The sequence below is a fragment of the Catenuloplanes sp. NPDC051500 genome (genome assembly GCF_044454585.1).
Lineage (GTDB): Bacteria > Actinomycetota > Actinomycetes > Mycobacteriales > Micromonosporaceae > Catenuloplanes.
Map to the genome: position 1 here is coordinate 1 of NZ_JBITDX010000021.1, position 14,281 is coordinate 14,281.

Genomic DNA, 14,281 nt, shown 5'->3' on the forward strand with positions numbered 1-14,281 from the left:
CAGCCCACGCAGAATCGGCGACATCGTCGCCGCCGCACTCCACCTGACCCACTTCGAATACAAACACCTACCCGAATCTTGCTGAGATCACCTCATTGAGCATGGCGTATTAAACGGGTGAATTCGCACTCTTCGTTACCGCATGCCCGACGATCGTAGTCGGTGCCGACATGACACCGGCCGTCACTGCCAACACCCAATTCAACCCGGCACCACCACCGCGCCGTTCACGCCGTTCCGCTGGGCAACGCCAGGCCCAATCATCCCAGCCATCTAAGCAACGCCATCCCGTGGCGCCACTCGCGGAAGCGATTCAACCCGAAGTACGCGGCACGACAACAGCGCATCTCGGCCCCCTACCACGCGCCCACAACCCGCCCCGGCGGATAAGACATCTCAGATGATCACCTGGCTCGCTCTAGCCACTCATCCACTACAACCCGACGACGCGACAGGCTTGAAGAAGATTGCCGATAAAGCACATCGGCTGCGGCAGTCGCGGTCCGGCCAGAAAGCTGAACACGATACTGCAACTTGATCGGCCGTGGCTGCGCGAAGACCATGACGCCATTCCGCTTCAAGAAATAGATCAATCCGTTGACCAGCTTCAGCGAGCCGATGACCTGCAACCGTGGAGCCCCGTTAACCAGACCGGCCCATCCCGCTCCATCGACTACCCCGCGCCAGAAGTGGCGATCGTCCATCAGCCGACCCCCGGTCGAAAGTTCCAGATCGTCAGCCATCCGGGCGGAGGAGATCGTCAATCGCAGCAACCTCCCGAAACCACGCACCCCCACGTAGCCAGCGGCTGGATCATTAGGAGAAACCAGCCCGGCGAAAACGTTGAAGCGTGCCAGGTGACCGCGGTCGCGCTCAGCGAACTCCACCGTCACCCGGGACGCATCCCACCTTCCGGCGACAGCGAACCAGCCACACCAATACGCCGCCTCCTCTGTACCAGTCGCGAACGCACCATGCGACGGCTCCCGCCGCACCGGAATGACAACCGGCACCGCCTCCTCCACCGAGACAACCCTCGAGCTGTCACCACCCATCGCTACCGTGATCGCAGACACCGCAGCCTCCTCGACACTCGGCATCAAACCGCCATAGATCTCGCTCGTCGTCTGCAACGATGCGTGCCCCAGCCGCCGCGATACTGCCAGCGGTGCCACGCCTGGATCCGCGAACAGCCACGCGGCGTGCGTGTGCCTCAAATCGTGAGGCGTCGGCCGACCGGTCAGCACACCGCGGCAGCCACGCCGCGAAACCGCACACAACGCCGGCCCGGGTGGTCACCCTTGGTCGTGTTCGAACGGTATTGAGCAGGGAGAACATGCCAAAGCCCAGGTCGCGGCGCACTGCGCCAGCTGACTCATAATCCCTCGGTCGCGGGTTCGAGTCCCGCCCGCCCCACCACCCTGACCAGCGAAAACGTCATTTTCCCAATCGACGTCGGTCACCAGCGAATCGGTCTTGGACGTCAGTCCTGTCCGATTTGCTCCCATTTGCGATCTTCGAAGTCGGAGATCCACCGGACGTGCGAAGCGGCGGCGAGGGTCCACCCTCGCCGCCGCTCCGCGTTTCGTGATCGAGATCTCAGCCGGTCAGCGAAGCACACCCGGCGCCGCGTCGCCGCCGCCCCACACGTCGTCGTCCTCCTGCAGCCAGGTGCTGCGCTCCTCCTCATTGCCGAAGCCCGCGCCCTGACCACCACCCAGGCCGCCCGCACCAGGACGACCGGCGCCGCCCTTGCCCGCGCCGCCCGCGACGCCGCCGGAGAGGCTCGGCTTGCCGCCCTTGCCCGCGCCGCCCTTACCGGCACCCTTGCCCGCGCCCGCTCCGGCGCCAGCACCCATGCCGGCCAGGCCGCCCGCGCCCGCGGACACACCCTTCCCGAGCGAGCCGCCGCCCGGGATGCCGCCGGCGCCGATCCCGCCGCCCGAACCCAGGCCACTCGCACCCCCGCCCGCACCGAGACCGCCGGTGCCGATGCCACCGGCCGAGCCGAGGCCACCGCCGGAACCGAGGCCACCGACCCCACCGCCGGAGCCGATGCCACCGCCGGCGCCGGCCAGGCCGGTACCGCGGCGGTCGGCCGGGTCGATGCTGCCCGTGCCCGGTGGAGAGCCGGAGCCGATCTCCGGGTCGAAGCCGCCGGTACCCGTATCGATGGACGGGGTCTTGGCGATCGGCGGCATGTCGTCGCCGATGCCGGGCGGGCTGCCGACACCCGGCGGGGAGACGGAGCCGACGCCGGGCGGGTTCATGCTCGGGGTCTTGGCGCCGCCACCAGCGCCACCACCACCGGCCACGCCACTGGCGCCGCCACCGGGGGAACTCGTGTCGTACGCCCCGTCCTCACTGACCTTCGACGGAGTGGGGTTGGCGTAGATCCCCTGTGGCGTGTTGTTCGACTCGGTGCGGACGTTTCCGTCGAGTGCCTTCCAGATGCGCTCGGCATCCTCGCTCTCGCGGGTGAAGACATCCCGGACGGAGTCGCCGATGCTGTTGATGAACTCGACCGGGCCGGACTCGAAGAATCCGGCCTCGAGCTTCAGCTTGTAGTCGAAGAAGCCGGAAGGGACGTCCACGTGACCGTTCCGCGCCTCAAGGATGTCGCCCAGCGCGGCATTCGGAATCGGGAAGTTACGTTGCGCGTCCTCGATCAGCCGGGCGGACTCGTTGAGGCTGCCGACGATGGTTCCCTGGCGGTTTGCCTCATCGTTCAGATCCTGGATCTTCTGGGAGATCTGCGCGATGTGCGTCTTGAACGCGTCGTACGCGTCACCCTTCCAGGACTCGCCGAGGTCCGTGACATTCGTGTCGAGACTGGTCTTGACGGAGTTCAGGTTGCGCAGCAACGCCTCCCAGCCGAGCGCCGCGCTCTTCAGGTCACCGGGCCGGCCGTGCGCCACGACCTGGATCGCCATCTCTTCCCAGGACGGACTCATACCTGCTGCCCTCCATAGCCACCGCTGCTGTCACTGCCACTGCTGCCGTACGGGGCAGGCGCCGTTGTGTAAGTGTCCGACGACGTGGAGGACGATGGCGGCGTGTAATCCCCCTGGTCCTGGTATTGCGCGGTGGTGTCGTATTCTGCCGCGCCGCGGCCGTCGCCGTACCGGCCCGCGGCCGACTCGCCCGCGAAAACCTGCTCGAACGCTGCTGCGGACATCTCGTTCGCGCCCTCTGCGCTCTCGTACTGCTCCTTGACCTGGCGGAGCGTCTGCGCGGCCTGCCAGAGCGCCTCCGCGATGGAGCGCACGGACTGCTCGGCCATGTCGAAGTGCGTCAGGTGCTTCCGGGCCATCTCACCGGCGGCCGGATAGCTGCCGAACGAGGTTCTGCCGTTGTCGTTGAACGGACCCATCAGCCGGTCCTTGATGTCCATCGGCATGGCCGGCAGGAGGCGGTCGCCGAGGTACTTCGAGTGGTCCTCCAGCCAGCTGATCGCACCGTCGAGGCTTGCCGCATCCCACTCGGTCTTGGTGCCCGAAGTGCCGGACGCCGAGTTGATCGAGGTCGGCTGGTGGGTGTTCCACACGTTGTCCTGGGTCACCCCGCCTTCCTGCGGAATCGGCAATACCGGCACCAGCGGGAACAACGGCACGACCGGCGGCATGTAGACCGGCACCGAGTACTGGTCGTCGTCGCCCCCATATCCACTCATCTAGCTGTCCTCCCCGTGATTACTGAACTCATCGTGCATCGCCCTCCGTCACCGGTTCCCCGGGTAGGGCGGCTGTCCGCCTGGCGGTGGCGGGTACTGCGGGCCGGGCGCGGGCGGATATCCACCCTGCGGCGGCGGGAATCCCTGCTGCTGCGGATATCCCTGCTGCGGCGGCGGTCCGTAGCCCTGCTGCTGTGGCGGGTAGCCCTGCTGCGGATAGCCCTGTTGTGCGAACGCGGGCGAGGGTGTCTTCTTCCGGCCGGAACGGACCGCGACCATCACCACGACGAAGATTACGAGCACCACGAGGAGACCGCCGACGATGTACAGCGGCATCGGGTCACCCTCGAGCGAAACCCCGAGTCCGCCGTCCTCTTTATCGGCCGGCTGACCCTGCGCCGGCGCCTGGCTCGCGGCCGCGCCACCGTCTCCCTTGGGAAGCAGCGGGTTGCGGTCAACGGTCGGGACGTCCGCGGTCAGGGCGGCTACCGGGTCGACGATGCCGTCACCGTACTGACCGTCCCAGCCCTTCGCGCCCTTGTCATCGGCCGTCTTGATCAGCCGGTTGATCACGTTGTTCGCGTCCATGTCCGGGTACTTCGCCCGGACCAGCGCCGCGATGCCGGAAACGATCGCGGCGGACGAACTGGTGCCGTCGGTCGTGATGTAGGGCGTCTTTCCCGCCGAAGGAGCGCCTGCGGAAATGACCTTCTGCCCCGGTGCGGACAGCACGGCGCCACGACCCTGCACGGATCCTGCGGCCCAGAAGTTGCCGTCAGTTCCGATGCCGGTCACGCCGACCACACCACGGATCTTGGCCGGTGAGATGACTTCGGTGTCACCGGCACTGATGTTGCCAGCCCCCGCGATCACCACGACGTCCTTGCCCAGCGCGTAGTTGATCGCCTCGACCTCGGCCGCTGTGGGCTCGCCGGCCGCGCCGTAGGAAAGGTTCAAAACCTTGACACCCTTGTCAGCCGCCCACCGGATGCCGTCAACGGATCCGGTTCCGACTGCCTTGCCCGACGCGTCAAGCGCGGCGTAAGGCAAGATTTTGGCGCCGGGCGCGATGCCGAGTACGTGGTTGGCCCCGCCGCCCTTTCCGGCGATGATGGCCGCGATGCCGGTGCCGTGACCATCGAGATCAGAGAGACCATCGCTCGCCAGGCCAGACGTACCGGCCCCCGCCAGCACCTGCCCCGCCAGATCCGGGTGAGACGCGTCCACCCCTGAGTCGACCACCCCGACCGTCACACCCTTGCCGGTGGAGATCTTGTGGGCCTCGGAGATCTTCAGCAGGTCGAGGTACCACTTCTGGCCCTGCGCGACCGTATCCGCATACGCCGCCGTCGGCGCGACGAACAGCGCGCCGCCGCCGGCCAGCGTCATGGCCAGCGTGGCCGCCGCGAACCGCAACGCCCCGCCGGCTCGGCGCCGGCCCCTCGTGGGCTTCACCGCTGGTTCCCCCTGTCGGATCTCGCTCGGCGACCGCCCGGAGCGGCCGTGATTGTCCATATCTGCTGCCGAGAATACGGCCATCATCGCGCGCCGAGGCAACCTCGCCCACCGCGTAGACCGGCCCGTCCGCCGATCAACGCATCCACGTCCGTCAACTCTGCACCCATTGCCGGATTTGCGACTTGTTTCGAGCGCACCGAGTCGGCTCTCCGACCGTAGCCCTCGTGCGCGAGCACCACCGCCGTGACCTCGGAGCCGCCATGATCATTCCCGGCGCCGCGACCGCAACGTGTCGTAAGATCACGGGCCTATGGCTGCCTACCGTTCCCGGGTCCGCGGTTCCCTGCTCGGTGGTGCGGTCGGTGATGCCCTCGGCAATCCGGTCGAGTTCCACCGCGAACCGGCGGTCGCCGACCTGATGCTCGCCCGCGACGGGCTCGCGCTGATCACCGACGACACCCAGATGACGCTCTTCACGGCGGAGGGCCTGCTCCACGCCGGCGACGACCTTCCGGCCTCGGTCTACCGCGCCCACCTGCGCTGGCTCGACACCCAGCGCCTGCCCGGCCCACCTGATCATGCGGAGGGGCTCGCCGCGCAGCAGTTCCTCTACGCGCAGCGCGCGCCGGGCAATGCCTGCCTGAGCGGCCTGGCCCTGGGCCGGATGGGCACGTTCCAGAATCCTGCGAACCCGGACTCCAAGGGCTGCGGCTCGGTCATGCGGTCCGCGCCGTTCGGCCTGTGGACCCACCTCGGCGCGGAGGAGGCGTTCGCGCTGGCCGCCGAGTGTGCGGTGCAGACGCACGGGCATCCGACGGGTTTCCTGGCCGCGGGCACGTTCGCCGCTGTCGTCAGGTACCTGCTGGACGGCGACGACGTCCGGGAGGCTGCCGAGCGCGCGATCGCGATCCTGGTCCGCCACGGTGAGCACGAGGAGACGCTTACCGCGCTCCGGCGGGCGCTTGACACGCCGTTCGCGCCGGGCAACACCGGCATCGAGCGGATCGGCCTAGGCTGGATCGCGGAGGAGGCCCTGGCCATGGCCGTCTACGCGGCGCTCGCGGCCGAGACCCCGGACCGGCTCCGGAACGCACTGCTCATCTCCGTCAACCATGCCGGCGACAGCGACTCGACCGGCGCGATCTGCGGGAACCTGCTCGGCGCGCGGTACGGCGAGGAGGCGCTCCCCGCGGACTGGGTCGCCCGCCTGGAGGGCCTGGACACCATCGGCGCGATCGCCGACGACTTCGTGAGGGCGGACGCGTGACCATCACCAACTGGGCCGGGAACGTCACCTTCGGCACGGATCGCCTGCACACGCCCGGCACGCTCGACGCGCTCCGCGAGATCGTTGCCGCGAGCCCCCGGCTGCGCCCGCTCGGCACCGCGCACTCGTTCAACCGGATCGCGGACACGGACGGCGACCTGGTCTCCGCGGCCGGGCTGCCCACCCAGGTGCACATCGACTCGGTGGCGAGCGAGGTCACGGTCTCGGCCGGCGTCCGGTACGGCGAGCTCGCCTCCCGGCTGCACGCGGCCGGTTACGCACTGCACAACCTGGCGTCGCTGCCGCACATCTCGGTGGCCGGAGCGGTCGCCACCGGCACGCACGGCTCCGGCGTCTTCAACCCGAGCCTGTCGTCGGCGGTCACCGCGCTGCGCCTGGTCACCGCGGACGGCGAGCTGCTCGACCTGCGCCGCGGCGACCCGCGCTTCCTCGGCGCGGTCGTCAACCTGGGCGCGCTCGGCGTGGTCGTCGAGGTGAGCCTGCGCATCCGGCCCACGTTCGACATCGCCCAGTCCGTCTACGAACGTCTGCCCTGGTCCCGCCTGTCCACCGGCTTCCGGGAGATCACCGCCGCCGGCTACTCGGTCAGCCTGTTCACCGACTGGACCGGCCCGGAGATCAACCAGATCTGGGTGAAACGCGCCCCGCTCGACCCGGCGCTGCCCGACCGGTGGCTCGGTGCGACGCTCGCCACCACACCGCTGCATCCGGTCCCGGCCATGTCCGCGGTCAACTGCACCCCGCAGGGCGGCGAACCAGGCCCGTGGCACGAGCGGCTCCCTCACTTCCGCCTCGACTTCACGCCGAGCAGCGGCGACGAGATCCAGACGGAGTACCTGGTCCCGGCCACGAACGCGCTCGACGCACTCGACGCCGTGGACGCGATCCGCGACCGTGTCTCACCGGTCCTGCAGATCTCCGAGATCCGTACCATCGCCGCCGATGACCTCTGGCTCAGCCCCAGCCACGGCCGGGACAGCGTCGCGATCCACTTCACCTGGAAGCCGGACGCCGAGGCGGTCGCGCCGGTCGTCGCCGCGCTTGAGGAGCGCCTGGCCCCGTTCGACGCACGCCCGCACTGGGGCAAGGTCTTCGCCACCGACCCGGCCGCGATTCGCGCCCGCTACCCCCGCTTCGACGACTTCCTCGCCCTCCGCGCCGACCTCGACCCCACAGGCAAGTTCCTCAACCCTTTCCTCACAAGCCTTTTCAACCTGTAATTCCTTTCCCGCTCCCGCGATGGTGCAGCCCGCACGCTCCCGCGGGCGCTCGAACTCACCTGGGAACGACCCCAGACCCCGACCCAGATCTTCCCGCTCACGCGGTGGTGCGGCCCGCATGCTCCCGCGGGCCAACCTCGCGGCGGGCAAAGACTCCGCTGGCGCTCCGCTTTCCCCGCCGCTCGGAGCCGGTTCCGCCGTGGCCGGGCACGGGCCGCAAGTCACGCGGTGGGTCACGAACCGGCCGCGCCGCACGACGGCGGCGGGCGGCGGGGGCGGGGTGTCCTACCGGCGCAGCAGGCGGCCCATCCGGCGGGATGCGGCCCAGAGGCAGAGGGCGAGCATGGCCAGCAGGTAGGCGACGTCGAGCGCCTGGACCCAGCCCAGGCCGCCGGTGGTCAGCGCGCGGATCAGGTCGACCGCGCGGTAGAGCGGGGTGATCTCGATGAGCCAGCGGACGGCGTCGGGGTACGCGGTGGCCGGGACGAACGTGCCGGAGAAGAGGAACAGCGCGAACTGGATGGTGCCGATCAGGTCGAAGTCCTGCCAGCCGCGCAGATAGGTGGCCACGAGCATGCCTGTCGCCCCGAACGCGAAGCCGATCAGGACGGTGGCGGGCAGCGCCGCGAGCGCGCCGAGCGAGCTGGTGAGATCCATGCCGACCATCACGGCGAGGAAGGACGCGGAGTAGAGCGCGCCGCGGGTCATCGCCCAGCACAGCTCGCCGAACGCGATCTCCATCGGGCTGACCGGGGTGGCGAGCACGCTGTCGTACAGCTTCCAGAATTTCATCTTGCCGAAGAAGTTGAACGTGGTCTCGGTGAGCGCGCCGGTCATCGCGGACGCGGCGAGCATGGCCGGCGCGACGAACGCGGCGTAGGACACGACGGTGCCGTCCGCGAGCGTCATGTCGCCGACGAGCGTGCCGACGCCGATGCCGATGGAGAAGAGGTAGAGGAACGGCTCAAGCGCGCCGGAGACGAACGCGAGCCAGCCGACGCTGCGCAGCGCGACCACGTTGCGGCCGGCGACGGCCACCACGCGGCTCCCGGAGGAGGCGATGCGGGGTACGGCAAGTGCGGCGAGCATCGTGTCAGACCCCCAGCCGCTTGTGGAACCGGTGCAGCGCGAGTGCGAGGCCGGCGACCACCCAGAGCGCGAGGTAGAGCAGGTGGCCGGCGGGCGACCAGTCCGGCGCGCGGCCGAGCGTGGCGGCGCGGCAGAGGTCGACCGCGTGCCAGAGCGGTGCGGCGTACGCGATCCAGCGAAGCACCACCGGCAGCGTCTCGACCGGGAAGAACACGCCGGAGAAGAGCGACATCGGGAGCACCGCGAAGCGCATCAGCAGGCTCAGGTAGATCTCATTTGTCACGGACGCGCTGAACGCGAAGACCGGCGCCGCGATCGCGAGCCCAAGCAGCGCGCCGATCGGCAGGCAGGCCAGCGCCCACGGTGAACGCAGCCCGTCGAAGAGCGCGGCGACAAGCAGGAACGCGGTGGCGCCCGCTGTCACCCGGAGCAGCGCGTAGAGCAGGTGTCCGCCGAGGATGTCCGCGGCCCGCAGCGGCGAGGAGGCCTGTGAGCTGTACATCTTCGTCCACTCCATGTGGGCGAGCACCGGCCAGAGCGACTCGCCGAGCGCGATCTGCAGCGCGGTCGACGCGAGCAGGCCAGGCACCAGGTATTGCAGGTAGGAGACGCCGTCGACGCCGCCCTGCACATAACCGCCGACGCCGAGACCGAAGCCGACCATGGTGAGCAGCGGGATGACGAACGAGCCGAAGACCGTGCCTCGCCAACTGCGGCTGAACCCGACCAGGTGGAACTCCAGAGCGGCGATCATCAGTCGACCAGCGTCCGGCCGGTGAGGTGCAGGAACACGTCCTCAAGCGAGCTGCGGCGGACCAGCGCGCCAGACGGGGTGAGCCCGCGCGCGTGCACCTCGGCGAGCGCGGCGTCGCCGTCTGCCGCGTACAGCAGGATGCGGTCGGGCAGTTCCTCGGCGCGCTCGCCGATGCCGTCCAGCTTCGCGGCGAACCCGGACTGCGACTCGGCCTGGAAGCGCAGCTCGACGACCTCGCGGGTGGAATAGCGCTCGATCAGCGCGCGCGGGGACCCCTCGGCCACGATCTTCCCCGCGTCCATCACGACGAGCCGGTCGCAGAGCTGCTCGGCCTCGTCCATGTAGTGGGTGGTGAGCACGAGCGTGACGCCGCGCTGCTTCAGCCGGAACAACCGCTCCCACACCAGGTGGCGGGCCTGTGGGTCGAGGCCGGTGGTCGGCTCGTCGAGCAGCACCAGGTCGGGCTCGTTGATCAGCGCGCGGGCGATGGTGAGCCGTCGCTTCATGCCGCCGGAGAGCGGATCGACCTCCGCGCCGGCCCGCTCGCTGAGCTGCACGAACTCAAGCAACTCGGTGGCCCGGCGGCGTGCCTCGCGGCGCGGGATGCCGAAATAGCGCGCATAGGTCGTCAGGTTCTGCAGGACGGTCAGGTCGGGGGCGAGGTTGTCGAGCTGCGGGCAGACGCCGAGCCGGGCGCGGATCGCCGGGCCCTGCCGGACCGGGTCCATGCCGAGGATGCGCAACAGGCCGTCGGTGGGCGGCGACACGCACCCGATCATGCGCATGGTGGAACTCTTGCCGGCGCCGTTCGGCCCGAGGAAGCCGAACGCCTCGCCGGGCTGCACGGTGACGTCGATGCCGTCGACCGCGGTGAAGTCGCCGAAACGTTTGACCAGCCCCGCGGCCTCGATCATCGGAGTCATCCCCCGACCCTAATCCGGGGGTACGACAGAATCCGACTGGTTTTAGCGGGGCGCGGCCGCGTCGGCGTCCCGGCGGGCGTGGGCCACCAGCTCGTCCGTCCAGGCGCGCACCGCGTCCTCCTCGACCGGCGTGTTCTCGTCGTACCGCACGGTCCAGCGCAGACCGTCCACACCACTCACCCGGCGGGCCACCACGCGCGCGCCACCGCCGTCCGGCAGCGGATGGTGGGTGGTGACCGCCACCGACTTCAGCACCCGGACCTGCACCTGGTGCGGTACGTGGCCGGGCGTGAGCAGCAGCGTGGAGACCGCGGGCTCGTCGGCCACCACTGTGTAGCCGTCACGCTCCTCGACAACCCGCCCGGCCGTGACCGTCAGCTCCCGGCCGGACCAGACCGCCTTGATGATCTCGTGCCAGCCGAGTCGCTCGCGGCCGGGCAGCCAGAGCCCCCGATTGGTGACCACAACGACCGCCTCGGTGGACGTGCCCGCCCAGGTGAGGATGCGTTCGTCACGCTCCAGCTCCGGGCGCAGCGCGACCGGCGGCTTCGACCTACGCAGGAAATCGAACACGTCTCACAACCCTCCGACGGCCTGTTCGCGCAGCGCGCGCGCGTGCTGTTCCAGCGAGAGCAGCTCGCCGAAGAGCGCGAAGTACTCGTCCTTGTTCGCCACCGGGTTGATCCGCTGCACCTTGGACTTCAGGTCGGCTATCCGCGCGGTCACCGTCGCGGACTGCAGCCGGGCCAGCGTGACCGCGACGTACTGCGGGTCGGGGTCCCGGTCGACGCGCAGCGGCTCCACGGCCAGCTCGCTGACAAGTGCCTTCGCGCCGAGGTCGTCGCAGAGGTCGCGGACCTTCTCGATCCAGACCACGCCGCCGCCGGCCGCGGACCCGGTGCCGCCGGCCGCGCCGACCGCGTTGCGCAGCACCGCGTGCACCTGGTCGGTGAAGTGGGTGGCGTCGAGCGCGTCGAACATCGGGCCGGCCAGCACCGGCTCCTGCAGCGCCAGCTTCAGTGCCTCGCGCTCGACCTGCAGCTGCGGCGCGGACGTGGGCTGGACCGGCCGGCGCCGGTTCTCGTCCGGCGCGCTGCCACCGGCGCGGCGAACCGCGGCCTCCACCTCCGGCATCTCCAGGCCCAGGTCGTCGGCGAGCTTGCGGGTATAACCGGGGCGCATCGACCGGTCCTTGATCTGCGCGACGAGCGGCGCGGTGGCGCGGAGCGCGGCCACCCGGCCCTCCACCGTGTCCAGGTCGTACTGCCGCATGATCGAACGGAGCGCGTACGCGATCATCGGTTCGCGCGCGCCCACCAGGTCACGGACGGCCAGGTCGCCCCGGTTGAGGCGCAGGTCGCAGGGGTCCATGCCGTTCGGGCTGACCGCGATGAACGTCTGGGCCACGAAGCGCTGGTCGTCGGAGAACGCGCGCATCGCCGCCTTCTGCCCGGCCGCGTCGCCGTCGAACGTGAAGATGATCTCCCCGCCGAGGTCGCGCGCGTCAAGCAGCAGGCGGCGCAGCACCTTGATGTGGTCCTCGCCGAACGCGGTGCCACAGGTCGCCACCGCGGTCGGCACGCCGGCCAGGTGACAGGCCATCACGTCGGTGTAGCCCTCGACGATCACGGCGCGGCTCTCCCGCGCGATGTCCCGTTTGGCGTGGTCGATGCCGTAGAGGACGTGCGACTTCTTGTAGAGCGGCGTCTCCGGCGTGTTCAGATATTTCGGGCCGTCATCGTCGTCGAACAGCTTGCGCGCGCCGAAACCGATCACGTCGCCGCTGATGTCCTTGATCGGCCAGAGCAGCCGCCGCCGGAACCTATCGATCAGCGAGCCGGACCGCGCCGGTCGGGACAGACCGGCGGTGACCAGCTCCTCCGCGGTGTAGCCCTTCTGCCGCAGGTGCCGGGTCAGCACGTCCCACCCGTCCGGCGCGAACCCGCAGCCGTACGCCTCCGCGTGCTCGCGCCCGAACCCGCGCTGGGCCAGGAACTCGCGTGCCGCGCGGGCACCCGGCGTGACCAGCTGTGACAGGTAGAAGTCGGCCGCGTCGTTGTGCGCCGCCACCAGCCGCTGCCGCTGGCCGGGCTGCTGCCGCGGCCCGGACGGTCGCCCGCCGGCGGCCGGCTCCTCGTAGCGCAGCTGGATGCCGGCCCGCCCGGCCAGCCGCTCCACCGACTCGACGAACGTCAGGTGGTCCGCGTCGATCAGGAACTTGATCGCGTCGCCGCCCTGACCGCAGCCGTGACAGAAATACACGTTCCGCGCCGGTGAGACGGTGAACGACGCCGTCTTCTCGTCGTGGAACGGGCACAACCCCTTCAGGTTGCCGCCGCCGGCCGACTTCAGGGTCACGGTCTCCGAGATGACGTCGGCGATCGCCGTCCGCTCACGCACAAGCGCGATGTCCTCGTCCCGAATCCTGCCGGCCATCCGCGCCGCCACCTCCCGCTCGTCGCCGCCCGCGAACACTCGACCGCGGAACCCCACCCGCGGAAAAGTCACCCCCGCGGAAAGCCACCGCGAATACCCAACCACAAGGGCGATCCAAGGGTACGGCGGGAGCCGCGCGCCACGGAGGGGCCAGCCCTCGGCCGTGCTCAGGTGAGCGCGCGGTGCCAGGAGATCGCGGCCGGATCGGTGAGCGACGCCACCTGGTCGATCACCACGCGCAGCCGGGCCGCGTCGTCCGGCGCCGCCCGCCAGATCGGCGCGAAGACCGGGTCCAGGCCGTCCGGCGCGCGTACCGCAAGCACGTGCACCAGCCGGGTGAGCACGTCGCGCTGCCGTTCCTGCTGTGCCTCCGCGCCGGCCCGCCGCATCACGTACCGCAGCGCCATGCCCTTGAGCAGTGCGCACCGGATCCGCACGTCGCGCGGGACGATCAGGTCCGCGGCGTACCGGCGGAGGGATCTGGATCCGAACGCCTCGACAGTGGCCTCGACCGGCGCGGCGACCAGCCGGCCGGTGAGCACGCTTGTCATCCGCTTGACCGCGATCTGCGCGCGGTGGCTGCCGTCGTAGGCGAGCGCCGGGGCCAGCATCGGGCCGGCCAGCATCACGGCCAGCTCCGCACCGAGCACGTCCACCGGCTCGGTGGAGTAGACGCCTGACACGTCGGCGCAGAGCGCGGCCCGCTCGTCCGCGTCCGCGGTCAGCCGCTCCAGGTCGATGTAGCCGCCGTGGATGCCGTCCTCCAGGTCATGCACGGAGTACGCCACGTCGTCCGCCCAGTCCATGACCTGCGCTTCCAGGCTCTGCCGCTCGGGCTCGGGCGCGTCCCGGCGCAGCCACTCGAAGACCGGCAGGTCGTCGGCGTACACGCCGAACTTGCGGCGCACGCCGTCCCGCCGCCACGGATATTTGCATGTCGCATCAAGCGAGGCGCGGGTCAGGTTGAGCCCGGCGCCGTCGACCTTCGCCTCCAGCCTGGTCAGCACCCGCAGCGTCTGCGCGTTGCCCTCGAAGCCGCCACAGCCGCCCGCGACCGCGTCCAGCGCGGTCTCGCCGTTGTGCCCGAACGGCGGGTGGCCGAGGTCGTGGGCCAGGCCGGCCACGTCCACCACGTCCGGGTCGCAGCCGAGCCGCTCACCCATCTCGCGGGCGATCTGCGCGACCTCGAGCGAGTGGGTCAGCCGGGTCCGGAGGAAGTCGTCCGAGCCGGCCACGTGCACCTGCGTCTTGGTCGCCAGCCGCCGGAACCCGGCCGAGTGCAGCACCCGGGCCCGGTCCCGCTGGTACGGCGTCCGGGCGTACCCGGTGTCCTTCGACTGCTCGGACGCCCACCGCTCCGCGTCGCCGTCCTCGCCGATCATGAGCCGAGCCTAAACCGGCTCACCCCGCCCCGGTCCGGCCGACGCCGGGATTTCCGCA

General features: G+C 70.1%; 12 protein-coding genes. 2 read left to right on the forward strand and 10 right to left on the reverse strand.

Annotated features, from left to right (window positions below; genetic code table 11):
* Positions 1-404: 404 nt before the first annotated feature.
* The 4 genes from ACIA8K_RS32050 to ACIA8K_RS32065 form a co-directional block, all read right to left on the reverse strand.
* Positions 405-1,175, reverse strand: a complete 771-nt coding sequence (locus tag ACIA8K_RS32050; protein WP_396066046.1) for a hypothetical protein — start codon at positions 1,173-1,175, stop codon at positions 405-407.
* A 432-nt stretch (positions 1,176-1,607) separates the two neighbouring features.
* Entirely contained in the window at positions 1,608-2,954 is a 1,347-nt protein-coding gene (locus ACIA8K_RS32055; protein WP_396066048.1) for a WXG100 family type VII secretion target, read from the reverse strand.
* Positions 2,951-3,673 carry a hypothetical protein gene (locus ACIA8K_RS32060; RefSeq protein WP_396066050.1) on the reverse strand — a complete coding sequence of 241 codons (723 nt, stop codon included), beginning with the start codon at positions 3,671-3,673 and terminating at the stop codon, positions 2,951-2,953. The genes ACIA8K_RS32055 and ACIA8K_RS32060 overlap by 4 nt, the downstream gene beginning before the upstream one ends.
* A 48-nt stretch (positions 3,674-3,721) precedes the next feature.
* The gene (locus tag ACIA8K_RS32065; RefSeq protein WP_396066052.1) at positions 3,722-5,128 is read right to left on the reverse strand and encodes a S8 family serine peptidase; all 1,407 of its coding nucleotides are present in this window, start codon (positions 5,126-5,128) and stop codon (positions 3,722-3,724) included.
* 313 nt (positions 5,129-5,441) lie between these two features.
* On the opposite strand from ACIA8K_RS32065, the gene ACIA8K_RS32070 reads away from it, so the two are divergent.
* Together ACIA8K_RS32070 and ACIA8K_RS32075 are read left to right on the forward strand one after the other, a co-directional pair.
* Positions 5,442-6,398 carry an ADP-ribosylglycohydrolase family protein gene (locus ACIA8K_RS32070; protein ID WP_396066054.1) on the forward strand — a complete coding sequence of 319 codons (957 nt, stop codon included), beginning with the start codon at positions 5,442-5,444 and terminating at the stop codon, positions 6,396-6,398.
* Positions 6,395-7,639 carry a D-arabinono-1,4-lactone oxidase gene (locus tag ACIA8K_RS32075; RefSeq protein ID WP_396066056.1) on the forward strand — a complete coding sequence of 415 codons (1,245 nt, stop codon included), beginning with the start codon at positions 6,395-6,397 and terminating at the stop codon, positions 7,637-7,639. The genes ACIA8K_RS32070 and ACIA8K_RS32075 overlap by 4 nt, the downstream gene beginning before the upstream one ends.
* A 285-nt stretch (positions 7,640-7,924) precedes the next feature.
* Here the strand turns inward: ACIA8K_RS32075 and ACIA8K_RS32080 are convergent, their stop codons facing one another.
* The 6 genes from ACIA8K_RS32080 to ACIA8K_RS32105 all read right to left on the reverse strand — a co-directional run bounded on the left by ACIA8K_RS32080 (position 7,925) and on the right by ACIA8K_RS32105 (position 14,223).
* Entirely contained in the window at positions 7,925-8,728 is an 804-nt protein-coding gene (locus ACIA8K_RS32080) for an ABC transporter permease (RefSeq protein WP_396066058.1), read from the reverse strand.
* A gap of 4 nt (positions 8,729-8,732) precedes the next feature.
* Positions 8,733-9,482: an ABC transporter permease gene (locus ACIA8K_RS32085; protein ID WP_396066060.1), complete on the reverse strand. Its 750-nt coding sequence runs from the start codon at positions 9,480-9,482 to the stop codon at positions 8,733-8,735.
* Positions 9,482-10,405 carry an ABC transporter ATP-binding protein gene (locus ACIA8K_RS32090; protein ID WP_396066062.1) on the reverse strand — a complete coding sequence of 308 codons (924 nt, stop codon included), beginning with the start codon at positions 10,403-10,405 and terminating at the stop codon, positions 9,482-9,484. Before ACIA8K_RS32090 ends, ACIA8K_RS32085 begins: the two co-directional genes overlap by 1 nt.
* Positions 10,406-10,447: 42 nt before the next feature.
* Positions 10,448-10,978, reverse strand: a complete 531-nt coding sequence (locus ACIA8K_RS32095; RefSeq protein WP_396066064.1) for a hypothetical protein — start codon at positions 10,976-10,978, stop codon at positions 10,448-10,450.
* A 3-nt stretch (positions 10,979-10,981) separates the two neighbouring features.
* Positions 10,982-12,841 (reverse strand): DNA primase, encoded by a 1,860-nt coding sequence (gene dnaG / locus ACIA8K_RS32100; protein ID WP_396066066.1) that lies wholly within the window; start codon positions 12,839-12,841, stop codon positions 10,982-10,984.
* A 167-nt stretch (positions 12,842-13,008) separates the two neighbouring features.
* Entirely contained in the window at positions 13,009-14,223 is a 1,215-nt protein-coding gene (locus ACIA8K_RS32105; RefSeq protein WP_396066068.1) for a deoxyguanosinetriphosphate triphosphohydrolase, read from the reverse strand.
* Positions 14,224-14,281 lie beyond the last annotated feature (58 nt).

Bases quoted from the DNA above. Each gene is read 5' to 3' on its own strand.
- ACIA8K_RS32060 (WP_396066050.1), bottom strand. From the start codon at position 3,673: ATGAGTGGATATGGGGGCGACGACGACCAGTACTCGGTGCCGGTCTAC.
- dnaG (WP_396066066.1), bottom strand. From the start codon at position 12,841: ATGGCCGGCAGGATTCGGGACGAGGACATCGCGCTTGTGCGTGAGCGG.
- ACIA8K_RS32085 (WP_396066060.1), bottom strand. From the start codon at position 9,482: ATGATCGCCGCTCTGGAGTTCCACCTGGTCGGGTTCAGCCGCAGTTGG.
- ACIA8K_RS32090 (WP_396066062.1), bottom strand. From the start codon at position 10,405: ATGACTCCGATGATCGAGGCCGCGGGGCTGGTCAAACGTTTCGGCGAC.
- ACIA8K_RS32080 (WP_396066058.1), bottom strand. From the start codon at position 8,728: ATGCTCGCCGCACTTGCCGTACCCCGCATCGCCTCCTCCGGGAGCCGC.
- ACIA8K_RS32055 (WP_396066048.1), bottom strand. From the start codon at position 2,954: ATGAGTCCGTCCTGGGAAGAGATGGCGATCCAGGTCGTGGCGCACGGC.
- ACIA8K_RS32070 (WP_396066054.1), top strand. From the start codon at position 5,442: ATGGCTGCCTACCGTTCCCGGGTCCGCGGTTCCCTGCTCGGTGGTGCG.
- ACIA8K_RS32105 (WP_396066068.1), bottom strand. From the start codon at position 14,223: ATGATCGGCGAGGACGGCGACGCGGAGCGGTGGGCGTCCGAGCAGTCG.